We start from the raw sequence: 23,941 nt of genomic DNA, 5'->3' as shown, positions 1-23,941 counted from the left end.
ATACTATGCAGTGCTGCATTTATAAAATACGGTTATATAAAAAAGCCTGTTTTCATAATGAAAACAGGCTTTTAGTATTTAGAAGCTATTTTTTTATTTAATCAAACCATAACTGCGGTTTACAAAATCCGTTAACTTCTCTCCTTTTAAGAGACCTTGAGATAATTTTGCTAGGTCTACTCCTTGCTGTATCAATCCAGCCTTCTTAGTTTCGTCCTTCTCTGTAAAGATAGATTGCACTAAATCGTGGTTCCCGTTTACTACAAGATTGTACATGTCTGGCATGTTACCAAAACCCATCATACCGCCACCACCGCCGCTAGCTTGCATCTCTTTCATACGACGCATGAATTCTGGTTGGGTGATCATAAATGGTGCTGCATCACTGCTCATTGCTTCTACTTGAACGGTATATCCAGAATCTGCAATGGTTTCTGTAATTGCTTTTTGAAGCGTTTCTTTCTCTTCATCAGATAATTTAGAGATCTGCTCCTCTTCCTTTTTAACAAGGTTATCTGCGTGATCTGCATCTACTCTTACAAAAGAAACATTCTCTTTAGAAGATTCTAGCTTTTGCATTAAGTGAGAAATGATAGGAGAATCTAATAATAGAACATCGTAACCTTTACTTTTTGCAGCTGCGATGTAAGAATGTTGTGTTTCTTTATTTGACGTATAAAGAACCACCGTCTTGCCATCTTTGTCTGTTTGGGCTGGTTTGATTTTTTCAATCAACTCCTCCCATAAATAGTAAGATCCGTCTACGGTAGGATACAATGCAAATTTGTCAGCTTTTTCAAAGAATTTATCTTCGCTCAGCATTCCGTATTCAATTACGATTTTAATATCGTTCCATTTCTCTTCAAAACCTTTGCGGTCCTCATTGAAAAGGCTCTTCAATTTATCTGCTACTTTACGGGTAATGTAACTAGAAATTTTCTTAACCGCTCCGTCTGCCTGAAGGTAAGAACGAGATACGTTTAAAGGAATATCCGGAGAATCAATTACGCCACGTAACATGGTTAAGAATTCTGGTACAATTCCTTCTACGTTATCGGTAACATATACCTGATTCTGATACAGCTGGATGCGGTCTTTTTGTACATTAAGATCTTGAGTCATCTTAGGGAAATATAAAATCCCAGTAAGATTGAATGGATAATCTACATTTAAGTGAATATGAAATAAAGGCTCCTCAAACTGCATAGGGTACAACTCGCGATAGAAGCTGTTATAATCTTTTTCTTCAAGATCAGCCGGTTGCTTGGTCCATGCTGGAGTAGGATTATTAATGATATTATCTACTTCCTGAGTAGGTGCAGCATCTTCTTCCTTTGCATCTTCTGGCTTTTCTAGCGTTTCAGTCTTCGTACCAAATTTGATAGGCACGGGCATAAACTTGTTGTATTTATTGAGCAGCTCTGTAATGCGGCTTTCTTCTAGAAACTCACTATCCTCCTCAGAAATATGAAGAATGATCTCTGTTCCAAAGTCTTCTTTAGTTCCGGGCTCCAGCGTGTAATTAGGAGATCCGTCACAAGTCCAGTGTACCGCTGGAGTATCTTTAAATGACTTAGTGAGAATCTCTACCTGGCTTGCCACCATAAAAGCAGAGTAAAAACCTAAACCGAAGTGACCTATTATACCACTGTCTTTGGCGGTGTCTTTATATTTTTCAAGAAACTCTTCAGCGCCAGAAAATGCTATCTCGTTGATGTACTTCTGTACTTCTTCCTCAGACATTCCTAGACCCTGATCGATGATATGAAGTGTTTTTGCTTCTTTATCGATCTTGATCTCAATTTTTTGATCTCCTAATTTAACTCCTAATTCAACTCCAGCCTCCCCTATTCTCGCGAGGTGCTGTAATTTAAGAGTCGCATCTGTAGCGTTTGAAACGAGTTCTCTTAAGAAAATCTCGTGATCGCTGTATAAAAACTTCTTAATAAGCGGGAAAATGTTTTCCACCGCTACATTAATTTTACCTTGTTGTGACATAGTTATGTTGTGTTCTATTTAGATTTTAATTATTCTGCTTTCGCGAAAGCCGATTTATCATTACCATTTCATCATTTCAAGCCTTGTACCATTTACATATTTATGACAAGCTGGCAGCAAAATAGATCTCTTTTAACAGACGTAAAGTCATTCTCTAAAGAGTTATTCCTGCAGCATTTTATACCAACTAGGACAATTTACCTTAACTTGTTTCCCTGTAGTCTTTTTTGATTAATTTTAGGATTTGAATCTTGTTGTTGCGCGATAGACTCTTTAAACTCTTTAAAACACTTTAATTTTACAGGTAAACACCAACTAATGGATCTACATTCTGACCTTTACGGTAAAGCATTACTAGATTTCCATCAAGGGAATTATACCGAAGATATCATTGTACTAAGTGCTACAATGGAAGATGACGTGTTGCCTCTGCCCTATCTTTTTAGACCTTATGATCAAATGCCTATACTGGAGAAAAAGGCATTGCAACTTTCCAAAGGGAGTGTTCTTGATATAGGCGCTGGAGCAGGTTCACATTCTTTGTATCTGGAGGAAAAAGGACTGGAAATAACGGCTCTAGATCAAAGTCCAGGAGCTATTCAAGTTCTTCAAGAAAGGCTAGAAAAATCGAATTCAAAAGTAGTTCAAGAAAATATTTGGGACCACAAGCAGCAGTACGATACCATATTAATGCTCATGAATGGAACAGGAATCTTTTCAAAATTGCAAAAGGTCTCTTCCTGCCTTGAAAAACTTAAAAAACTACTCCAGAGAAATGGCCAGATCTTAATCGATAGTTCTGATTTAAGATTCTTATATGAAGATGAAGAAGATGGCGGTTTATGGGTAGATCCCAGCAAGGAATATTATGGAGAAGTTAGTTTCTCTCTTCAGTACAAAAGAACAGAATCAGCGTCATTTGATTGGTTATATATGGATTACGAACTCTTAAAATCCTATGCTACAAAGGCAGGCTTTGAAGTAGAATTGGTTGAAAAAGGAGCGCATTACGACTATCTCGCACGGCTTTCTATCTCTTAAAATTTATAGGATATCTTGTTAAATTTAAAATAAACGAACTGCATTTTAGGTGTAATACTTTAACTTTAGTACGTTAATAAGATAGCAAATGAAAACAGCATTAATAACTGGCGCCAGCAGTGGCATAGGTAAAGAGCTCGCAAAAATACATGCCTCAAAAGGGGGGGATTTAATAATTGTTGCCAGAAGTGGTGATGCGCTCCAGAAACTAAAAACAGATTTAGAATCTACCTATACGATCAACGTACATGTCATAGAAAAAGACCTTACAGCTCCTCACGCCACACAAGAAATTTATGACGAAATAACAGCTGCTGGAATCACTGTAAATTATTTGATCAACAATGCAGGTTTTGGTGGAATAGGTAAATTTCATAAACGCGACTGGGCAACTGATCAAAACATGATCATGCTTAATATTATGGCACTCACACATCTCTGTCGTTTATTTATCCCTGATTTTGTAAACAGAAATGAAGGGAAAATACTCAACGTATCTTCCATTGCGAGTTTGATGCCTGGACCTATGCAAGCTGTATATTTTGCCTCCAAAGCTTTTGTAAGTTCTCTTAGTAATGCTATGGCACAAGAACTGTCTACAACAAATGTGACGGTAACAAACATGATGCCCGGAGCAACTGCAACAGAATTTGGTAAGGTTTCTGGTATGGATAAAACCTCCGCTTTTGATCAAACAGCAACAGCAGAAAATGTCGCGCAAACAGGATATGATGCCATGATCAATGGAGCTATAGATGTGAAAGCAGGACTTACATTTTCTCAAAAAGCAATGATTGCCACGATACCGCTTGCCCCTAAAAAAATATTGCTCCAAATGATGGAAAAAATGCAGCAGCCACGAGAGTAATTATCAGATTATAAATTCATCGATGAAGTGGTTATTAGTTTGTTTTCGCTCCCTGCAGCGTGTAGGGAGCTATATTCCTAAACCTCAATTAAAAACCAAATATTATGAACACGCCAGACTTCTCAAAATTAAAAGCCGTTTACATCAATTGTACCTTAAAAAAGTCTCCTGAAAAAAGTCATACAAAACTATTGATGGACGTGAGTGCTCGCATTATGAAAAAAGAGGGAGCTCAAGTTGATCACATTAGGTTGATCGATCATGAAGTAGCTACCGGTGTGCAACCAGATATGACCAAACATGGTTGGGAAAAAGATGCTTGGCCTGAGATTTATAAAAAAGTTGCAGCAGCAGATATATTGATCGTAGGAACTCCGATCTGGTTGGGAGAAAAATCTTCCCAAGCACAACTTTTGATCGAGCGCTTGTATGCTATGAGCGGAATGACAAATGAAAAAGGGCAGTATATTTTTTACGGTAAAGTAGGTGGTACTATTATCACAGGAAACGAAGACGGTATCAAACACTGCGCCATGGGAATTCTTTATTCCATGCAACACGTAGGTTATTCTATACCACCACAAGCAGACGCCGGCTGGATAGGTGAAGCTGGACCCGGCGCTAGTTATGGAGATGATGGAAAAGTAGGTATGGATAACGAATTTACCCAGCGCAATACCACCTTCATGACGTATAACCTCCTGCACCTTGCGCACGTATTAAAGGAAAACAATGGATATAATGCTTATGGAAATTCTAGAGAGCAATGGGACAAGGGAAACCAATGGGGATTTGAAAATCCAGAGTACAGATAGCAAGTTTAGGTAAATAAACTATACAGGAATGCTGTTATCTATGGCTTGTGGAGCTTTCGCAAAAGCGGAACATAGCTCCTATTTTTTACTCACATATGTAGAACTATTGAGATAAAATCGCCACGGAAGATCCTTATCTTCTTGGGCATAATCGATTCCTATTCTTTTGCTAATTGTAATCTCGCTTTCTAAAAAAACTAAAGACTTGTCTTTTTCTATCCATACCTCGTTGCCCGTAAGATCTGTTCCATAATGGGAGCGATCTAACCCAAAGGCTTTAGTGAAATTCCCAGGGCCAGAAGTGAGTGTTTTATCCAGTTCATATTTACCGCGTCGCTCTAACATTACCTCTACTCCAGCAATAGGTTCTACCGCACGTATAAGAACCGCATCTGCTTGGCCTTTTGAGTTGGTTATGATATTAAACAAGTGGTGAATTCCATAACAGAGATAGACATAAGCAACACCACCTTGTTCATACATGATTTTAGTACGTTCAGTAAACCTGCCCAAATGCGCGTGACAAGCCTTGTCATCATGACCTCGATAAGCCTCTGTTTCCGTAATGATTCCCGAAGTTAATTTGCCCTGTGTTACAGAAACAATCTTCTTACCTATCATATCTCTAGCCATAGCGACAACGTCATCCTGTAAATAATAAGATTGTGGTAGTTTCAAGGTGGTTTTTTGTTTAAATATAAAACTTGATCACCCTACCGACTTCATATTTAATACCATCTTAATACTTTACTTTTGCACCACCAAATAAATTTTGACGGGTCGCATTCATAAATCGAATGATTTTAAGTTTTTTCAAAGCTAAAATAGAAGCATAGCAGAGGCTAGGATTCTATTTTTTCAACAAAGAAAAAGGCTAAAATGAAACAAGTTATTTATCGTGATTTGAAATTTACAAGGAATAAAAAAAACTTTATGTCTTTTATAAAATTAGGACTCGATCCTGCACTAATAAAATCTCTTAACGATCAGCATTTAACAGTACCTACTCCTATCCAGGAACAGGCTATCCCTGTTATTTTAGAAGGAAAAGATGTGTTGGGAATCGCTAAAACTGGTTCTGGAAAAACGGCCAGTTATGCATTGCCTTTACTTCAGAATCTAAAAGGAATTGAATCTAAAAACAGACATATCAGTGCACTGGTAATGGTGCCTACCCGCGAGCTTGCCGTACAAGTAAGTGACGTAATTAAGACTTTTTCAAAAGCGCTGGATAAGCCACTTATTACCATGCCTGTTTATGGTGGCGTAAGTATCAATCCGCAAATGATGAAGATGAATACCGTAGATGTGTTGGTTGCTACTCCTGGGCGGCTGATCGAGCTTATAGAAGCAAATGCCGTGGTACTTAAAGACTGTAAGATTTTGGTTCTGGACGAAGCAGATAAAATGCTGTCGATGGGGTTCAAGGAAGAAATGGATGCCGTACTCTATCATTTGCCTAGAAAGAAACAAAACCTATTGTTCTCTGCTACTTTAAGTCGCGAAGTTAAAAATATTGAAGAAGGATTATTAAACAATCCTGTAGTTATAGAAGTTGAAGAAGAAGAGCAAGATTACTCACTTATCAAGCAATATGGCTATCGGGTCACTGAAGAGAAAAAAGGAGTGCTTTTAAGGCATTTAATAGAAGAACACGACATGCAACAGGTATTGATTTTTTGTTCTTCTACCTATCAAGTAGATCATGTAAATGACAAGCTCAATACCAACGGCATCAAATCAAAAGCCATTCACGGTAAAAAGGCTCAAGGAGTTAGAAATAACAACCTAGCCGACTTTAAAAACAGCGCAGAAACTGGTGTTCGATGTCTGGTGACTACCGACTTACTTTCTCGTGGAATAGATATTGAATTTCTTCCTTACGTGATCAACTATGAATTGCCTCGATCTCCTAAAGATTACATTCATAGAATAGGTAGAACTGGACGTGCAGAGAATCCCGGAACAGCTATTTCTTTAGTTACAAAAGAAGAGGCTGGGCACATGAGAATCATTCAAAAAAAGACAAATTTAAAAGTCTGGATGGAAGATGTGCCGGAGTGGAATTCTTAGGACATTCGAATTCGAATTTAATTTAGAATAGGATAACTCACAAGAGGCAGAATTAATGGCAACCATTTTAAGATATAAAACATTTTAAAACTCTAACATTATTATATTCAAAGCTTTTCTGCTTTTGTAAAAGAGAATTATTTTATTAGGGAACGAATTAAGCACGGGGTATTACCTTGCTGGTAAAGAACAATTGAATATTTAAAGGAAACAAAATTTCTAAAGAGTAGCGTACCTTCTAACCTTTAAAAATAACTTCCTTTTTAAGCTACGAGAACGGATAATTTCCTGCCTTGCCATAAGTATGCTTCTCCGTCAAACTTTTTCTAATGTTTCGCCAAAAATGTAACTTTCCCAGCATACTTGACACCAGAAAAAAGCAAGGAGGAATCGATCTTTTTGTTGAGATTGTGGTATTTAAATAGAAAAGTCACCGACATCTTCCCATAACAAAATTGAAAACTGATAGAGATAATGCCAATACAAATAGATACATTTCAAATCTCAATAGCAGTGTTTGCCGTTCCTATTCTTATCCTGTGTTCACCAAATTTTATGGGACTTGCCTTATGGAATTACAAATCCGGTCTTCTAGAATTTGAGAACACGAATTACAAAATAATCTACTTACTTCTATTTTAGGGAATAGAAAGAACATCAAGCTGTCTATCGTCTTTTTAACAACGGATACTGTCATATAAAAGCTGCCACAAAGATACCAAAACCAGCACAAAATCAATACGGATACCTACTCAAGACTGAGAATAAAAATATAGATCAAAATAGAACGCTACGGGGACTGCAAACTAAAGAACTACTCTTCTTCCTTGAACCCCAGACTTAAACTGTTTACACAATGTCTTATCCCGGTTGAAGAAGGTCCATCGTTAAAAACGTGTCCTAGGTGACTTCCACAATTGGAACACATGATTTCTGTGCGTATCATACCGTGAGCTGTATCTCTCTTGCGTTCTATGGCTCCTTCTATTTCGTCATCAAAAGAAGGCCAGCCACAGCCAGAATCAAACTTTTGATCAGATTTAAAAAGTTCCTTATCACAGGCGGCACAACTGTAAATTCCTTTATCGTAATGTGTGTTGTATTCTCCAGTAAAAGGTCGTTCTGTTCCTTTTTCTCTTAGTATGTGGTATTGATCTGGTGTAAGTTTGTCTTTATATTCTTTTTCTGTCATGATCTGATTTTCTAAAGGTTATCCTGCTTTTTATTGTAAAAGCGATTTAAAAATTAAGCTCTTAACAATAGTCAAGAGCTTTTTATATTTCTTACTCTTTAGGGTGCTTAATTCCTCAATGCTGGCAAGTCTGTTCCCTTAGAAACAAAATCTAAAGCCACCCCATTAATACAATGACGCTTACCAGTGGTTTTTCTTGGACCATCATTAAACTCATGTCCCAAATGAGAGCCACAAGTATTGCATTTCAGCTCTGTACGTGCATAGCCGATTTTATAATCTACGTCTCTTTCTACCTGTCCTTCTATAGATCTGTCGTAACTAGGCCAACCGGTACCAGAGTCAAATTTGTGCTCATTCTCGTATACTGGTGCAAAACAAGCGGCACAAATTAAAGTGCCTGCTGCATATTGCTTGTTCAAAGGACTCGTATTAGGTCGTTCGGTTCCAGCCTGTCTTAATACATTATAAGCTTGAGCTTCTAAAAGCTGTTTCCACTCGGCATCAGTTTTATGTATGGGATACTTTTTTTCTTGTTGCACTTGTTCACTTGCAGAATTCAGAGCTACATTTTCAGTGGTATTCCCACAAGAAATTGTTGCAAACGCGATAGCTGCTATACCTATGTATTTGATCATAATTGATGCGATTAATATTGATATTACAGTTTAACTGTAACCTCCTTTTTAAATTAAAGTACAAAACTCGACAAATAATTATTATTGAATGCCGTCTTTATGAAGAATTTAAATTCTTTATAATAGGCAAGTAACAGCATTTGAACTATTTTGTTTATCGTGACTTTACACACAGGAAAAAGCTCATCAACCAAACACCATTGACACAAAATAGATACCTCAATAGCTGCTACATAGGTTCTTTAAAAATTATTCGCTTCTTTGCTATGAATACATACTAAATTGATTTTTATACAGAGGGTGTGACGAACAGAATAAACTTGCACCAATTCTATTTGGCTTTTAAGTTCCTTATAAAAGTTTGCTACTTAAACAAAAATATATACCTGTATGTATCTTAGAGCAGAGTACATGGAATGCTAGTATGTAACGTATTGACTTAAATTAATCAGCAACAAACTTAGTGGGGTGTTACAAAATGAACAACACCTGTTGCATTGAATACAAAATGCAAATTACCATCCTTAAAATTAGTTTTTGTTTGTGTGATAACACATCTGCTCTTATTCCTTTTAAAACAATAGACACCCGAATACCATTTGATTTACTTGTACATGTTGGTGGCTTTGCATAATACAAATGACGTAAGAAGATTTATTTTCTCCTTTTAACAATATCGTAAATTCATCATTTTGATAGGTGATGGTTTTTATAACACCTCTAGTTTCTATTGCTTTACCCACAAAAAGAGCAGTTGCTTTGCTTTTATTTTTATTAAATGAATAAATTATTCCTTCAGAACTTATTTGAATTTCAGCTTTTTTATATGTGGTGTGGATGCGTTGTAACGCTGCTAAAAGATTATATAAAAAAAGAGGACCAGTGAATAAGATAATAATGAGACCCAGTATAAAAACTCTTTTTTTTTCATTTTATCCTGTCATGCTGACTTAAGAGCGATTGGTTATTAATAACCTTATACTTTACAAATAGATTTTATTCTCGCCGAATATGTCAGCCATACAAATTTAACTAAAACATAAATAGTAGGATGTCCCTACATCCTACTATTTAAATGGATATTATTTCTAAAATTAGTTGTTAATCTGTAATGGTAATTTCTCCATTCATTAACCCATGAAACTGACAATTATAGTACAGTGTATTTGGTGCATTGGACGGCACAATAAAGGTAATTGTACCATTTACTGCACCATTGTTAGTAACTCCTTCATTATAGATATTTGCACTACCAGTTCCTTGCACAGTATTTATAAGAAATGGATGACCTGGTGCATTGACGTTTAAAATATACGTACTGCCTCTTCTAAAAGTTAAATTAGGATTGTTGGTATTAGTTAGTCCTTCACCATTAAATATATAAGCAGATGATCCAGCGTTAGTAACGTCATATGTTTTGGATTCTGGTATAAGGGTATCATCAAGGTTGGCACCTATGTTTCCTTCAGCAACTATTGTTACTAAGTCAGTATCACTAAAATGAACATTTACGTAAGCATTTATAGTTAAAAAGTCTGTATAAGTTACACTAGCACCGCTCACTAAAGCCGCTACCTGTGTTTTACTAATTCCAGTTCCTCCATCTACAGCCGTAAGACCAACAATTATATTACCTGTTGTGGCCAGGTTATTTTCATGTATGTGCGCTGGATGAATATTGCCACTAACAGTTCCTAATAAATTAATAGTTACTAAAGTAGATTCATTTACGCGTTCAGCAAATTCTATGGACCCACTAACACCAGGTAAAGCACCTTCATTTAATACATAACTAATTTTTGTGCCAGTCAATTCATTTTGACCTACATCCCCTTGCGCAATTATAGTGGTTAGATTAGCAACACTTTCATGCACATTAATATACCCATTAAAATTTAATAAGTCATCATAAGAAACAGGAGTACCGTCATCCAACGAATTAAAAATGGTTGTGCTTTCTCCCGTACCTCCATTTACTTGTTCCAGAGACAAAGCAATTGCACCACCTTCTGCCGCTGTGTTAACATGTAAGTGAGCTGGATGAGAATTACCTGCGACAGTATTTTGCAAGTTCAATTTTATCGATATACTAGAATCACTCAACTCTATAAATGTTACCGTTCCCATCACTCCGGAATCGCTTGCGACATTTAGCTCATAAACTTTAGAATTTAATTGTGTCGGATCTTGATCTGAATCGGAATAATCATCACTACATCCTGTGAAGGCAATGGATACTGCCAACAGAAAAAATAACATTGTGCTTTCTAACTTTTTCATTATAACTATTTTTTGTTTGTGATAAAGATAATTGTAGCTGCTAGTTACTACCTATTATAAACAACTGAAGCGGAAAATCTGATGCTAAACAGGAAAATAAACAGTTGAATAATTCAGAAAGAAATGAGAATTGAAAGATTATATTTGTTCCCATTAATTTATTAGGAAATCGTTTTATACTTATATGCGAAAGGACACATTATACTTATTTACTTTTTTTTCTATAACCGGAATTGTCACACTTATTTCACTTGTTGCTTTACATTTTTTTGTGGAAACAAGTATTCTTCAAGTATTAGAATTACAAATTGAGAATAGCAAAAGAGAAGCAAAAACTGTTTCAACCTTAATAAGTGTTCATTTAGAATCAAATTTATCTAAAGAAATAATCGCACAGAATCTTCAACAGACTATTCAAAATACATATTCAGAGACAAGCTTTATTTCCATGTTAGATTCGTCCGGCAGACAAATTTCTCATCCTGATAAAACGAAAATAGGAACTATCCTTGATGCACAAGAATCAACCATTTCTGTTATAGCAAATGCTATTGATGCTGATAAATTATATGAGCTTTTAAAACGAGATACCTCTGAATTAAATAACTCAAAAATTATTTATCTCGTACCTGTAGATCATTCAGATTGGATCATTGCTGCGCAAATCAACATAAATAACATAAACGATAAAATCAATTATCTGAATCAAAGATTTTATTTCATGTGTTCTATAATGAGTCTATTGCTCATAATTTCCTTGTTTTTTGCAGTTAGAATTCTAGGGAGCATTTATGAAAAACGTTTAGAAATAACAAATAAAGAACTTGAAAAAGAGCTTATTAGCACCTTTAAATTAAATAATGATTTAGTTACTTATCAACAAAAAGCGAAATTAAAAGAAGATAAGACAGCTAAAAATAAAACTTCATTAGATACTGATAAAAAGAGAATTTTAACTTTTTACCGTGATGAATTACTAACCATCCCAACAGAAAACATCGCTTATATTTATGTAGATAGTACCATTACCTTCGTAGTTTGTTTTGACGGTGGAAAATCAACTACTAACGCCAGTCTTGATGAGCTGCAAACCAGCTTAAGTGCCATAGATTTTTATAGAGCAAACAGGCAGGTAATTATTGCGATTCCCGCGATCAAAAAAATTATAAAATATGGCAAAAGTCAGTTAAAGATATTAGTACAACCCGATTCAGAAATAGACATCATCATCAGTAAAAATCGAGCGGCAGAGTTCAAGCAGTGGCTCAATTTGTAGAAGTCGATTCCTTTTTTACGGTACTACTTTCCATTTGCTTCTAACAATTTCATAAGCCTATATGCTTTAATTGAATCTGTATTTTGAAAACATTTAATCACAATCAGTTTAACTTTCACTGACCCGGTTCCTATAAAATTTGTTTCCTTAAAAAACAAGAATAAGGACCTACATCCACTTCTCTTCACTACAAATCACCTCGTTATTTACAGAAGTAATCAATTGATTCAACTGATCTTCATGTAGATAACGCAAGCCTCTAGTTCCTGCCGCAGTATGTAATTTTAAGTGTGCTTCTTTCCTGCGCTTCAAAAATATGCTGCGCCATTTCTCCACTGCTTGGGTTTTAAAAATAGGTGATATCACTGTTTGCGGAAACAACCACCCTTTTTTAAATACCACAAAATCTTCATCTTTAATAACTCTACTATTCTTTCCGTACATAAAAGCCATGAAAATCGAAATACAAAAGAGCAGTATTAAAAGAACTATCCCAGCATACTCCTCCACATAAAAAGCAGCTCCTACTAACGGCAAAAGAAATACAGATAAAATGTAAAAACGTAATTTTGCATGAGAATAAGGATTGCACTTTAGTTCCTGTTCTGTAGTTTCTACAGGCTGTTTAAAGATCAAGTTTTGCAACATCATTCTGTGTACCTCCTTGCAAGCTGGAACGGAGACACTACCCTGCTTATTTTCTGTGGACTGTGCTTGAAAAATCTGAGCCGTTTGAAAACCCAATAATTTCCTCAGTGGATTGGAATGAAATTCTAAAATCTGAACTTTTTTTAGTGGTATTTTAATTTCCTTTTTATTGAACAATCCCATTTTAACTTCCAGATCAGTTCCTTTCTTAACTATACTAAAATCCCAATATTTGTTGATTGCCAATGCCACACTGATCACAACTGAAAAGAATAAGAATAAAACTAAAGCAATAAAAACGAGTCCAGCACTGGTGCTAGAAATGACATTTTCCATAGAAAATTGTTGTATCCAGTCGCCTAAATATTCCTCCAACAATTCATTTACTTGAAACCAACTACCAAAGGCGAGACCTATAGCGAGCCCTCCACTTTTTAAATGATTTTGTGTTATTCCTACCTTTAAAATATCAAGAATTCCAAGTTGGAGAATCGTTGTTTCGGTAAGGTTTCTAGCAGTTGTTCTAGTTTTCTGTGAAGGTATAGCTGGAATTTTTTCTGTTGCCTCTAAAAGTGCACCCTCATACCCGTCGTTATTAGAATCGACAAAATATTTTTGAGCGTTTTCTATAACCTCTTCTTCTACATTTATTTCTTCTTTGCGTTCCTGAAGTAATTCTTTAAACTCACTTGCAAAAGCCTTTTCTAGTCCAGGAATTTCTAGTTCTTTCCCCTTAGAGCCTGCAGTATCTACTTCTAGAGATACGATGCCTAAAATACGTTGCACTACATTCTGATTGATATTGATCGATTGAATGCGTTCTAGAGGTATAGATTTGCGTTCTTTTTGCAACAGACCTTTTTGGATAATGAGCTCATCACCTTCTATGTGAAAGGTGAAATAGAGGTATTTTAATACTGGAGATACCAATGACGCTAAGGCAATGAAGGCAATAAATGCGGTCATGAACATGCCGTATTTCCCCATTGAATTAGTTCCTACGGCGGCAAAAACGAAATACAACAATAAGCCTTTGATACTTTTATACAGATAGAATGCGATGATCTTTTTACTCTGCCTTTGAGGTGTGGATAAATCAAGCATGAATAGAAAGTTTTCCTGAGATATACTCCTTTAATTTGGCAGCATCCTCAGGGTCAAGACCGTCAATACTTAAATCACTGGCACTTCCTCCAGCAGTAAATATATCCAGCTCACATAATTTAAATAGTCGGTCAATAGGACCGTGATTGATCTCTGTGTGTTGTATTCTATTAAATGGCACGGTAATCTGACTGTGAAACACCCAGCCTTTCTTATAAGTAATATCATGCTCTCTCAGTACAAAACCTTTTACAAAATAGCCTTTATACGATAGGAATATGCTTAATATAAAGGAGAATACCCAGACTGCCAAAGCTACTTTCCACACCCAAGGTTTTTCTTGTATTACAAAAAAAGATAGCACCACCGCAGCAAACAAGGGAATAAATAGGACTCCTTTAGCAATCAAATTTTTGTTTAAAAATCTCTTTGGATGTTTCTGGAAATCGGCTTCTTTTACACTCGGTAATCCAGCTGCGAGAATTGGGTTGTTCTTCATCATGTTATTTTAGTCGTATAAATGTAATACTAGTTACGCTTTCGCGAAAGCGAGAATAATAATAATATATCTTAATAAAAAAACTGTCTTTTTTGATTGACAATCAGAAAGTGCCACATTCAATGTCAGACCACCTGTACCGGTTATTTTATACTTCGTACTATGTCTTGTGCGATTTGCCACATGGTTTCTATGACCTTATCTCAGGGTACCTTGGCACCTCTAGCATCTGTATCGAGTGCCATTTCACAGCCGTTAATGGCTTTAATCGCTCCCATAACCTTGCGTTCTATTCGTGGTATTTATGCCAGTCTGCCTATGGGATCGCATGTTAAGCCTAGGTAATGCTCCATGACTACCTCACTTGCCATAATTACTTGAGCTAGTGATTCTCCCATTACTTCTGTTCATGCGCTTGCTGCCATTGCGCTGCTCACTTCTATCTCTTCAGGACAACCGCCCATGGCGTCACTAACTGTTGCTCTTTTTATGAATAACACTCCTGTTTTACCTGCTACACGTAAAAATTTCTTAACATCTTCAAAATTGGCGTTGTGATTTTCAATAATCATCTAGTACATCATCATGGCAGGAATAACTCCTGTACAACGTTTAGTAGAAGCACTAAACCCTTGACCTAAAGAGGCCTTTACTTCCATACCGCCAACGCAAAACAAGAAACCCATTTGAGAATCTTTCTAAATTTAACTTCGGTGCAGCTTCTATCCATTCTTCTTTGTTTGTATCAGGCTTTCCATTTTGCAAACGATTGTGCGTATCAAAGAGTCTTCTGCGCACGTAAAGACCTCTTGAACGTACTCCTTCTATATGACAAACTATGTTCATAGAGCTAACATTACGTCCCAAATTTATTTGAATCGTTTATCTATGTTATAAGGTTTGTGCCGGTATTCCTCATTTTCTAACACTACTTGTAACACAGTGTTATAACCTCGTTCACAATAAACAAGAAGTTCGCTTGCCTTTTCAATAAGTCTTGTAAAACATTCAAAAAGAGCCACTTGCCTCGCCGATCGTTTTTGTTCCTTTTGAACTATAAAACCACCCTACTATTTATTAAGGTAAGTTTCAAAAACTACCTTTCCATCATTCAATGTGGTCTTAAAACAAATTCCATTAGGATGAAAAGGAAGAAAATTGCGATGGAAATTAATTTGTGTTTTTGGATTAAATTTCACTAGATGAACGCCATCCAGTTGAAGTACTTTTTGATTTGTTATAAAGGCTATAATTTCACAGATTTCTTCAATCGCGCATCTCTCGGGGTTTGAATTAGTAAGCCTAATAATACAACTTAAAACCGTAGCATATCTTTTATCTGTTGCAGAAAGAGAAGCATAAAAGTCCAGTTCTATGCCTTCTGCCAGTCCCAATCTATTTTTATTTTTACCTAAAAAAATTACGAGCCGTACATCACGGACCCAATATATAAGATCTTTACAGAGCAACGCTTATTTTAAGCATGTCAAACACGCTTATGGATTCAATTTTAGCTGGAGCATTTTGTTTCCTTATTCGGGATGATTGTTGGGTTAAAAGCAACATAAAGGAAATAAGAATAATCCATCAACACTGTAATTTATGCCATAGAATCGAGAAAAGATAGCGGGCCCTATTGTTCTGCAAAGGTCTTCCTGGCGGAAAATAATAGAGCTATAAATTAGCATCATTAAATACCGATTGCGGAGATTGATACGTCATACTATAAACTAAAAAGACACGAGGTATGGATCTCGCTTTTGCGAAAGCGGAATTAATAAAAGCTATGAAGCTTACATAATGACAGTCGAAATGACATCATGTCATTAGAATTGTAATGGCACAAACATTGACTTTGTGAGGTTGTAATAAAAAAGAAATTAAAAATTAAAATACATTTATAATGAGTAAAATAATTGGAATAGACTTAGGTACGACAAACAGTTGTGTTTCTGTAATGGAAGGAAGCGAACCTGTAGTAATACCTAATTCCGAAGGAAAGAGAACTACTCCATCTGTTATTGCCTTTGTAGAAGGTGGTGAGATCAAGGTAGGTGATCCTGCAAAAAGACAAGCTGTTACTAACCCAACTAAAACGGTTGCTTCTATCAAGCGTTTTATGGGTAACAAATTTAGCGAGGTTTCTCAGGAGGCTGGACGTGTACCTTATAAAGTAGTAAAAGGCGACAACGACACACCACGGGTAGATATCGATGGCCGTTTGTACACGCCTCAAGAACTAAGTGCAATGATTCTTCAAAAAATGAAGAAAACAGCTGAGGACTATTTAGGATATGAAGTAACTGGAGCCGTAATTACTGTACCTGCTTATTTTAACGATTCTCAACGTCAAGCGACTAAAGAGGCTGGTGAGATCGCTGGTCTTAAAGTGGAACGTATCATTAATGAGCCTACTGCTGCGGCACTTGCTTACGGTATGGATAAGAAAGATACAGATCAAAAGATTGTCGTATTTGATTTTGGTGGTGGAACACATGACGTTTCTATACTAGAATTAGGTGACGGTGTTTTTGAAGTACTAGCAACGGACGGTGATACTCATTTAGGTGGTGATGATGTAGATCAAAAAATCATAGATTTATTGGCAGACGAATTTAACTCTGCTGAAGGAATCGATTTACGTAAAGACCCGATGGCTTTACAGCGTCTTAAAGAAGCTGCTGAAAAAGCAAAAATTGAGCTTTCTTCAAGTGCACAAACTGAAATTAACTTGCCTTATGTAACGGCGACTGCTTCAGGTCCTAAGCACCTTGTAAAGACGCTTACAAAATCGGCTTTTGAAAAATTAATCGACGATCTTGTAAAAAGAACTATCCAGCCATGTCAGACGGCATTGAAAAATGCAGGCCTTTCTACTGGAGACATTGATGAGATTATTCTTGTAGGTGGATCTACACGTATTCCTGCTGTACAGGAAGCAGTGCAGAAATTCTTTGGTAAGACTCCATCAAAAGGAGTGAATCCTGATGAAGTAGTGGCTATAGGTGCTGCTATTCAAGGTGGTGTTTTAACAGGTGACGTAAAAGATGTTCTTTTACTTGATGTTACTCCACTTTCTTTAGGTATCGAAACGATGGGTGGTGTGATGACTAAATTAATTGAGTCTAACACAACTATTCCAACTAAAAAGTCACAAGTATTCTCTACAGCTGCAGATAATCAACCAAGTGTTGAGATTCACGTCATACAAGGAGAGCGTGCTATGGCAAACGACAACAATACGATCGGTAGATTTCACTTATCAGACATTTCTCCAGCAAGACGAGGTACTCCACAAATTGAAGTAACCTTTGACATCGATGCAAACGGTATTATCAAAGTAAGTGCTGAAGATAAAGCTACTGGCAAGAAACAAGACATACGTATCGAAGCTTCTTCTGGACTAAGCGAAGAAGAAATCGAGAAAATGAAAGCTGACGCAGCTGCAAACGCAGATACTGACAAGAAAGCTAAAGAAACGGCTGACAAGTTGAACGCGGCAGATCAAATGATCTTCCAAACAGAGCAACAAATCGAAGACTTTGGCGATAAGTTACCTGCTGACAAGAAAGCACCCATTGAAGAAGCGCTTACAGAATTGAAAGTTGCTTATGCAACTGGAGAACTAACTGTTATCGAACCAGCACTAGAAAAGCTAAATAAAGTTTGGACAGGTGTAACGGAAGAAATGGCAAAAGCACAAACGGAAGGTGGAACAGATTCTGGAGCTGATGCTTCTGATGAATCTGACACTAGCGATGTGGAAGATGTAGACTTCGAAGAAGTGAAATAAGTTAACAGTTTTTAGTAACAGTTAATATGTTATATTAAGAAAGACTCTGAATTATTTCAGGGTCTTTTTTGTTTCTGCGTATGAAGCTAGTCGTTTTTAGTATGCGTTACAGTTCCATTTTATAAAGCCTTGAACCATTGGTTCAAGGCTTTTTTTATGGGTTGTTTTTTCTATTTTCGTTTTTCTAACTGTTCTCCGTCATGGATCAAAATACCAATATTAAAAAAACAATTGAATTACAGTGTAATAATAGTGCCTTCTATTTTACAATACCCTCTGTGTGGTATTGTATGACAAGATCGAAAATCTTAGAATTAAGATTGTTCATCCTTAATTTTTCAAAATATTATCAAAGATTATTCAAAACACTATCAAATTACTAGTTCTATCACTTTTTTTATGCTTTTCAACATTAAGCAGTGCTCAAAATGCTTCTTATAAGGATATTAGGGAAGGGTTAGCAGCCTTATTAAGCAAAACTTACCTACTCTTGATTTGCTATATGTTGACCGATCAGAAAAGGACTGCCTTACTGAAAACATCAGTTCTTATCGCATATAAAATGATGGACTTACTACAACTTTATCTAATGAAGATGAATAGCAACTTTCTTTGCAACACATTCGTGGTGTTAAAGGGTTGATATGGTCGATAAGCATTTATAAGTGAATGCTTATAAATATACAGTCAAGCACCTTGTGTGCCATACACTAAAAGGCGTTTTAGGAGTACCAATTAACCATAATTATTAAATACAGGCAACCTAGCCAATAAAGTACGAGGTGCGAGGGCTGTTTAAAGGTACCTCACCCAGTTCAGATACAAGAAACGTTTTAGGAAACATTTTTAAAGCTTTTCAAGCTATAGCTATTCTAGCAAAAGAGAAAAGAAACTAATTTTAAAAAATAAATAATGAAAAGCATATTACTCCCTAACATCATTTTTATTACTTCTTGCAACCATCTACTAGACCAAAACATCAGATCATTGCAAGAGAAAGCCTTTGCATATTTTTTTGATAATTTATAAGAATTCATAGGACCTGATGCTGCAACTATTTATGAATTTAAATTGTTGTTTGGTATGAGAAAAAAATAAGGTATTCAGTGGATAGAAAAACACCCTATCCCGGAATAAATAATTTTAACATTGCTTCTCATTAAATGCCATTAATTTTAGTCGAGGTTGTGAAAGTAAAAAAGAAAATAAAAAGATGGTACTGACCTTTAATTCTAATGGATATAATAGATTCTATAGCTATACGGCCATCGTCTGGAAGCCTTTTACTAAATATGTGCTAAGCTTTAAAGATGAAAAAAAGGAAAATAGAATGTAATTACTGGAGGTATTAAAATTCTTAGTTGAGAACCCTAATCATTTTATTTAAGCATTTTAACTCCAAAGAGGTTTATCATTCTAGCCCGCCAATATGATCTTAATTTTCCTTGGGGTTATTGTCTTTATCAATATTTTTTATAAAAATTGAAAACTTTCTATTCCAATTTGATTGCACCAGTTGTTGCCGCTTTGCGGAGTATGAACGCGTTTAAAAGTACCTTTATGAGGATCTTGCATTCAACATAATAAATTTACATACCGATAGGAACACATAAGCGGCAACTTTTAGAGCAGCATAGATTGGGTTGATAAGGTTGATTAGATACAGATAATACTCTTAATAACTTTAAATAAACAGAACATAAAATTTTTGTCTAGTCATGCTGGTGGATTGTGTCTGAATCTATAACCAACTTTTCTTTACAACAACGGGAACACTAGAAAAAAGAAAACCCATTCTCAGTAGCTTTGAGGATGGGTTTTCAGACTGAAAACAACTATTGATATAAGGCTATTGCATTTCAATTGTTAAGCGTTTCAAACGTCATGTTCTTATATCGTGTAATACTTAATGCTTTTGAAAAGTTGAGCAGGAATTTTACCGTTTCTCCTTTTGGACCTGTAGGTTTGACTGGTTCAGGGAATGATTCATTGTAAAGTTTTGCCATGTTGCAAGTGAGTTTAGTTTTGAATTAAACGCACTTTTTGCTACTTTATTATAAGAATCAGCTAAATATTTTAAATTATCTTGTTAATATAATATTATTTTTGTCAATAATCTTGCGTAAATTGATGAGTGCATACCGCATTCTACCTAATGCCGTGTTGATACTTACGCCAGTAGATTCAGCTATTTCCTTAAAGGACATCTCTTTAAATATACGCATGATAAGTACTTCTTTTTGGTCATTTGGAAGTTCTTCTACCAGTCTTCTAACATCTTCATGCACCTGACTGGTTATCATTTCATATTCCTTACTTTCTTCTCCATCACTAATCACATCAAAAATGTCAAAGTCATTGCGGGATTGAAATTTAGGCATGCGTTTATTGCGACGGAAATGATCGATAACTAGGTTGTGGGCAATACGCATCACCCAGGGAAGAAATTTACCTTCTTCGTTGTACTTGCCTTTTCTAAGGGTACGGATAACTTTTATAAAAGTATCTTGAAAGATATCTTCTGTAATGTCTCTATCCATTACTTTAGAAAAAATAAAACTATAGATTCTTTGTTTGTGACGGGTTATGAGGATCTCAAGACCCTTTTCATCACCAAGGAGGTATTGCCTAACCAATACAGCATCCTGTGCATTTTCTATTTTCATAACATAACAACTTTGTTGATCTCAGAATGTGAGTCTTTGATCTTGTTTTTAAAGTAATGTTATAGTATAGGCAAATTGTTTAAAAAAAGTTAACGGGATAAATATAACAACATTTATTCCATATATACAAAACTTAATAACGTTTTTTAACATTTAAATCACAATAAACCATTCTTTGAAGGGCCAGTACACACTTATATTTGTAGCTATGCTTGAAACAAAATTGTTTGCCGATATAGACCAGTTAAGCCCTAAGGAGAATATTCTTATTAAAGGTGCTGAGCTTCACAACCTAAAAAAATTAGACGTTGTAATTCCTAGAAATAAACTTGTGGTAATCACTGGTTTATCAGGAAGTGGTAAGTCTTCACTTGCATTTGACACGCTTTATGCCGAAGGTCAACGTCGGTATGTCGAGAGCCTGTCTTCTTATGCAAGACAGTTTTTAGGACGTCTCAATAAACCTAAAGTGGAGTATATCAAAGGTATTGCTCCAGCCATAGCAATCGAACAAAAAGTAAACTCGACAAATCCACGTTCTACGGTTGGAACCACTACAGAGATTTATGATTATCTCAAATTGTTATTTGCACGTATAGGACATACTTATTCGCCTATTTCAGGAGATGAAGTAAAAAAGGATACGGTTACAGATGTCACTAACTATGTAAAGCAACAGGATGAAGGATCTAAATTATTACTTACCACTCGACTAATAATTAAAGGGAAACGCGATACTGCACAGCAACTTCAAGCACTCCAACAACAAGGGTATACGCGTATTAAAATAAATGATTCTGTTCATAGAATAGATGAAGAACACCTGACCTATTCTCAAAATGACGAAGTAAAGATAGTCGTAGACCGTATTATAGTGCGCGATGATGAAGACTTCTACAACAGGCTCGCAGATGCAATAGACACGGCTTTTTTTGAAGGAAAAGGCGTTGCTTTTATAGAACACATGGATGGCAGTAAGGTGAGAGAGTTTACCAATAAATTTGAATTGGACGGAATAGAATTCCAAGAGCCTAATCCGCATTTATTTAGTTTCAATAATCCCTATGGAGCTTGCCCTCGTTGCAATGGTTATGGAGACGTTGTAGGAGTCGATGAAGATCTTGTAATCCCTAATACAGCACTCTCTGTTTATCAAAAGGCAGTATTCCCATGGCGCGGTGAAAGCATGTCTTACTATAATAATGAGTTGATTAAAAACGCAAGTAAATTTGATTTTCCTGTTCACCGGCCCTGGTTTGAGCTGACAGATAGACAAAAACAATTGGTTTGGGATGGGAATAAGTACTTCAATGGCATTCATTCCTTCTTTGATGAGGTGGAGTCAAAAGCTTATAAAATTCAAAATCGCGTCATGCTTTCTAGGTATCGAGGTAAAACAAAATGCAGCAATTGCAATGGTACGAGATTAAGAAAAGAAACCAACTACGTCAAGATTGCAGAAACTAACATCACAGATCTCGTAACCTTACCTATAAAGGAATTGATTGTTTTTTTTAAGAACCTGAAAATCAACAACCACGATCAGGAAATTGCTAAAAGATTGCTTATTGAAATTAACAATAGACTTACATTCTTATCAGATGTAGGACTGGATTATTTGACATTGAATCGCAAATCCAACAGTTTATCTGGAGGAGAATCTCAGCGCATCAATCTGGCGACCTCTTTGGGAAGCAGCTTAGTAGGTAGTATGTATATTTTAGATGAGCCTAGTATAGGACTGCATCCAAGAGACACGAAGCGTTTAATTAAAGTTCTTAAAAATCTACGCGATCTAGGAAATACCGTGATCGTTGTTGAGCATGACGAAGAAATCATGCAAGCTGCAGATCAGATTATCGATATAGGTCCAGAAGCTGGAACTCATGGTGGTGAAGTAGTCGCTGCTGGGACACTGGAGGAGATTTTGAAATCAGACAGTCTTACAGCAAAGTATTTGAATGGTTCTATGGCAATTCCGCTTCCGCGAAAGCGTAGATCTCATAAATATTATATAGATATTGTAGGAGCGAGACAGAACAATCTTCAGAATATTGACGTGCGTTTTCCTCTTGGTGTTTTAACCATGGTAACTGGAGTTTCTGGCAGCGGAAAGTCCACACTTGTCAAGCAAATTCTCTATCCTGCCATCTTAAAAAAACTTGGCGGTTATGGAAAGAAAGCAGGACAGTATTCAGATATAAAAGGAAAGTTTGAGAATGTAAAAACAGTGGAATTTATAGATCAAAATCCTATAGGACGTAGTTCTAGATCCAATCCTGTTACTTACATCAAGGCTTATGACGACATACGAAATTTATGTGCTAATCAAAAGGTTGCTAAGATAAGAAACTACATGCCGAAACACTTTTCTTTTAATGTAGATGGCGGCAGATGTGAAACCTGCAAAGGAGACGGAGAAGTGACGATCGAAATGCAATTTATGGCAGACGTAACTTTGAAATGTGAAACCTGTAATGGAAGACGTTTCAAAAAAGAAATTTTGGAAGTCAAATTTCAGGATAAAAATATAGATGATATTTTAAACCTGACTATTAATGATGCCATCGCTTTTTTTGACGCAAATAACGAATCAAAAATTACTAGAAAACTTCAACCCTTACAGGACGTAGGATTAGGATATGTAACTTTAGGACAAAGCTCTTCTACCCTATCTGGTGGCGAGGCCCAACGTATTAAATTGGCTAGTTTTTTAGTAAAAGGAACTACAACTGATAAGACCCTATTTATTTTTGACGAGCCTACCACGGGGTTGCACTTCCACGACATCAATAAGTTACTTGATAGTTTCAATGCATTGATTGATAAAGGACATTCTGTTATCGTCATAGAACATAATATGGAATTGGTAAAATGTGCGGACTACATTATAGATTTAGGGCTTGAAGGCGGTAAAGCTGGTGGTAAATTAGTCGCCTATGGAACACCTGAAGAAGTTGCCACAGAAACAAATAGTTATACAGCCCCCTATATCGCAGAGAAGTTGAAGCAGTCTACATAAATAAAAAAAACGGCGGATTCTAAAAAAA

General features: G+C 36.0%; 18 protein-coding genes and 1 pseudogene. 7 read left to right on the top strand and 12 right to left on the bottom strand.

What is annotated here, in order from left to right; all coding sequences use genetic code 11:
* Positions 1-93 precede the first annotated feature (93 nt).
* Positions 94-1,998 (bottom strand): molecular chaperone HtpG, encoded by a 1,905-nt coding sequence (gene htpG, locus ACJAT0_RS03435; protein WP_415180530.1) that lies wholly within the window; start codon positions 1,996-1,998, stop codon positions 94-96.
* A 318-nt stretch (positions 1,999-2,316) separates the two neighbouring features.
* Here htpG and ACJAT0_RS03430 point away from each other — a divergent pair, with 318 nt between their 5' ends.
* The 3 genes from ACJAT0_RS03430 to ACJAT0_RS03420 all read left to right on the top strand — a co-directional run bounded on the left by ACJAT0_RS03430 (position 2,317) and on the right by ACJAT0_RS03420 (position 4,722).
* Entirely contained in the window at positions 2,317-3,039 is a 723-nt protein-coding gene (locus ACJAT0_RS03430) for a class I SAM-dependent methyltransferase (protein WP_415180529.1), read from the top strand.
* An 88-nt stretch (positions 3,040-3,127) separates the two neighbouring features.
* On the top strand, positions 3,128-3,907 hold the full coding sequence (locus tag ACJAT0_RS03425; protein ID WP_374002867.1) for an SDR family NAD(P)-dependent oxidoreductase: 780 nt from the start codon (positions 3,128-3,130) through the stop codon (positions 3,905-3,907).
* Positions 3,908-4,011: 104 nt separating this feature from the next.
* Complete coding sequence (locus ACJAT0_RS03420; RefSeq protein WP_415180528.1) at positions 4,012-4,722, top strand: flavodoxin family protein; 711 nt, start codon at positions 4,012-4,014, stop codon at positions 4,720-4,722.
* Positions 4,723-4,800: 78 nt separating this feature from the next.
* Here the strand turns inward: ACJAT0_RS03420 and ACJAT0_RS03415 are convergent, their stop codons facing one another.
* On the bottom strand, positions 4,801-5,400 hold the full coding sequence (locus ACJAT0_RS03415) for a DNA-3-methyladenine glycosylase (RefSeq protein ID WP_415180527.1): 600 nt from the start codon (positions 5,398-5,400) through the stop codon (positions 4,801-4,803).
* A gap of 255 nt (positions 5,401-5,655) precedes the next feature.
* Between ACJAT0_RS03415 and ACJAT0_RS03410 the strand changes: the two genes are divergently transcribed.
* Positions 5,656-6,795, top strand: a complete 1,140-nt coding sequence (locus ACJAT0_RS03410) for a DEAD/DEAH box helicase (RefSeq protein WP_415180526.1) — start codon at positions 5,656-5,658, stop codon at positions 6,793-6,795.
* Positions 6,796-7,609: 814 nt separating this feature from the next.
* Here ACJAT0_RS03410 and msrB (ACJAT0_RS03405) read toward each other — a convergent pair.
* The 4 genes from msrB (ACJAT0_RS03405) to ACJAT0_RS03390 all read right to left on the bottom strand — a co-directional run bounded on the left by msrB (ACJAT0_RS03405) (position 7,610) and on the right by ACJAT0_RS03390 (position 10,905).
* A complete protein-coding gene (msrB, locus tag ACJAT0_RS03405) occupies positions 7,610-7,987 on the bottom strand; it encodes a peptide-methionine (R)-S-oxide reductase MsrB (RefSeq protein WP_415180525.1) in 378 nt (125 codons plus the stop codon).
* Between the two features lie 107 nt (positions 7,988-8,094).
* On the bottom strand, positions 8,095-8,625 hold the full coding sequence (msrB, locus tag ACJAT0_RS03400; RefSeq protein ID WP_415180524.1) for a peptide-methionine (R)-S-oxide reductase MsrB: 531 nt from the start codon (positions 8,623-8,625) through the stop codon (positions 8,095-8,097).
* Between the two features lie 572 nt (positions 8,626-9,197).
* Entirely contained in the window at positions 9,198-9,518 is a 321-nt protein-coding gene (locus tag ACJAT0_RS03395; RefSeq protein ID WP_415180543.1) for an OB-fold protein, read from the bottom strand.
* Positions 9,519-9,726: 208 nt separating this feature from the next.
* Positions 9,727-10,905: a hypothetical protein gene (locus ACJAT0_RS03390; RefSeq protein WP_415180523.1), complete on the bottom strand. Its 1,179-nt coding sequence runs from the start codon at positions 10,903-10,905 to the stop codon at positions 9,727-9,729.
* A gap of 271 nt (positions 10,906-11,176) precedes the next feature.
* Here ACJAT0_RS03390 and ACJAT0_RS03385 point away from each other — a divergent pair, with 271 nt between their 5' ends.
* Complete coding sequence (locus ACJAT0_RS03385; RefSeq protein WP_415180522.1) at positions 11,177-12,181, top strand: LytTR family transcriptional regulator DNA-binding domain-containing protein; 1,005 nt, start codon at positions 11,177-11,179, stop codon at positions 12,179-12,181.
* Between the two features lie 168 nt (positions 12,182-12,349).
* On the opposite strand, the gene ACJAT0_RS03380 is transcribed toward ACJAT0_RS03385, so the two are convergent.
* The 4 genes and pseudogenes from ACJAT0_RS03380 to ACJAT0_RS03365 all read right to left on the bottom strand — a co-directional run bounded on the left by ACJAT0_RS03380 (position 12,350) and on the right by ACJAT0_RS03365 (position 15,901).
* Positions 12,350-13,933, bottom strand: a complete 1,584-nt coding sequence (locus ACJAT0_RS03380) for a PH domain-containing protein (protein WP_415180521.1) — start codon at positions 13,931-13,933, stop codon at positions 12,350-12,352.
* A complete protein-coding gene (locus tag ACJAT0_RS03375) occupies positions 13,926-14,432 on the bottom strand; it encodes a PH domain-containing protein (RefSeq protein ID WP_415180520.1) in 507 nt (168 codons plus the stop codon). Before ACJAT0_RS03375 ends, ACJAT0_RS03380 begins: the two co-directional genes overlap by 8 nt.
* A gap of 302 nt (positions 14,433-14,734) precedes the next feature.
* Positions 14,735-15,004 (bottom strand): annotated as a pseudogene (locus ACJAT0_RS03370) (L-serine ammonia-lyase, iron-sulfur-dependent, subunit alpha).
* Between the two features lie 498 nt (positions 15,005-15,502).
* Positions 15,503-15,901, bottom strand: coding sequence for a serine dehydratase beta chain (locus ACJAT0_RS03365; protein WP_415180519.1), 399 nt, complete (start codon positions 15,899-15,901; stop codon positions 15,503-15,505).
* A gap of 434 nt (positions 15,902-16,335) precedes the next feature.
* On the opposite strand from ACJAT0_RS03365, the gene dnaK reads away from it, so the two are divergent.
* Positions 16,336-18,225, top strand: coding sequence for a molecular chaperone DnaK (dnaK, locus tag ACJAT0_RS03360; RefSeq protein WP_415180518.1), 1,890 nt, complete (start codon positions 16,336-16,338; stop codon positions 18,223-18,225).
* A 1,859-nt stretch (positions 18,226-20,084) separates the two neighbouring features.
* Here the strand turns inward: dnaK and ACJAT0_RS03355 are convergent.
* Both ACJAT0_RS03355 and ACJAT0_RS03350 read right to left on the bottom strand, forming a co-directional pair.
* Positions 20,085-20,231, bottom strand: a complete 147-nt coding sequence (locus tag ACJAT0_RS03355; RefSeq protein ID WP_374002831.1) for a hypothetical protein — start codon at positions 20,229-20,231, stop codon at positions 20,085-20,087.
* A 75-nt stretch (positions 20,232-20,306) separates the two neighbouring features.
* Positions 20,307-20,891 (bottom strand): sigma-70 family RNA polymerase sigma factor, encoded by a 585-nt coding sequence (locus ACJAT0_RS03350; protein ID WP_415180517.1) that lies wholly within the window; start codon positions 20,889-20,891, stop codon positions 20,307-20,309.
* A 208-nt stretch (positions 20,892-21,099) separates the two neighbouring features.
* Here ACJAT0_RS03350 and uvrA point away from each other — a divergent pair, with 208 nt between their 5' ends.
* A complete protein-coding gene (uvrA, locus tag ACJAT0_RS03345; RefSeq protein WP_415180516.1) occupies positions 21,100-23,913 on the top strand; it encodes an excinuclease ABC subunit UvrA in 2,814 nt (937 codons plus the stop codon).
* The last annotated feature ends 28 nt before the right edge of the window (positions 23,914-23,941 follow it).

Origin of the sequence: Nonlabens sp., from assembly GCF_047636915.1 — a bacterium.
Lineage (GTDB): Bacteria > Bacteroidota > Bacteroidia > Flavobacteriales > Flavobacteriaceae > Nonlabens.
The sequence above is the reverse complement of the archived record's forward strand: the minus strand, read 5'-3'. Positions and strand labels throughout refer to the sequence as shown.

What these genes read in the sequence shown, in the direction of transcription:
- htpG (WP_415180530.1), bottom strand. Translation starts at nt 1,998, where the DNA reads ATGTCACAACAAGGTAAAATTAATGTAGCGGTGGAAAACATTTTCCCG.
- ACJAT0_RS03430 (WP_415180529.1), top strand. Translation starts at nt 2,317, where the DNA reads ATGGATCTACATTCTGACCTTTACGGTAAAGCATTACTAGATTTCCAT.
- ACJAT0_RS03425 (WP_374002867.1), top strand. Translation starts at nt 3,128, where the DNA reads ATGAAAACAGCATTAATAACTGGCGCCAGCAGTGGCATAGGTAAAGAG.
- ACJAT0_RS03420 (WP_415180528.1), top strand. Translation starts at nt 4,012, where the DNA reads ATGAACACGCCAGACTTCTCAAAATTAAAAGCCGTTTACATCAATTGT.
- ACJAT0_RS03410 (WP_415180526.1), top strand. Translation starts at nt 5,656, where the DNA reads ATGTCTTTTATAAAATTAGGACTCGATCCTGCACTAATAAAATCTCTT.
- msrB (WP_415180525.1), bottom strand. Translation starts at nt 7,987, where the DNA reads ATGACAGAAAAAGAATATAAAGACAAACTTACACCAGATCAATACCAC.
- msrB (WP_415180524.1), bottom strand. Translation starts at nt 8,625, where the DNA reads ATGATCAAATACATAGGTATAGCAGCTATCGCGTTTGCAACAATTTCT.
- ACJAT0_RS03390 (WP_415180523.1), bottom strand. Translation starts at nt 10,905, where the DNA reads ATGAAAAAGTTAGAAAGCACAATGTTATTTTTTCTGTTGGCAGTATCC.
- ACJAT0_RS03380 (WP_415180521.1), bottom strand. Translation starts at nt 13,933, where the DNA reads ATGCTTGATTTATCCACACCTCAAAGGCAGAGTAAAAAGATCATCGCA.
- ACJAT0_RS03375 (WP_415180520.1), bottom strand. Translation starts at nt 14,432, where the DNA reads ATGAAGAACAACCCAATTCTCGCAGCTGGATTACCGAGTGTAAAAGAA.
- dnaK (WP_415180518.1), top strand. Translation starts at nt 16,336, where the DNA reads ATGAGTAAAATAATTGGAATAGACTTAGGTACGACAAACAGTTGTGTT.
- ACJAT0_RS03355 (WP_374002831.1), bottom strand. Translation starts at nt 20,231, where the DNA reads ATGGCAAAACTTTACAATGAATCATTCCCTGAACCAGTCAAACCTACA.
- ACJAT0_RS03350 (WP_415180517.1), bottom strand. Translation starts at nt 20,891, where the DNA reads ATGAAAATAGAAAATGCACAGGATGCTGTATTGGTTAGGCAATACCTC.
- uvrA (WP_415180516.1), top strand. Translation starts at nt 21,100, where the DNA reads ATGCTTGAAACAAAATTGTTTGCCGATATAGACCAGTTAAGCCCTAAG.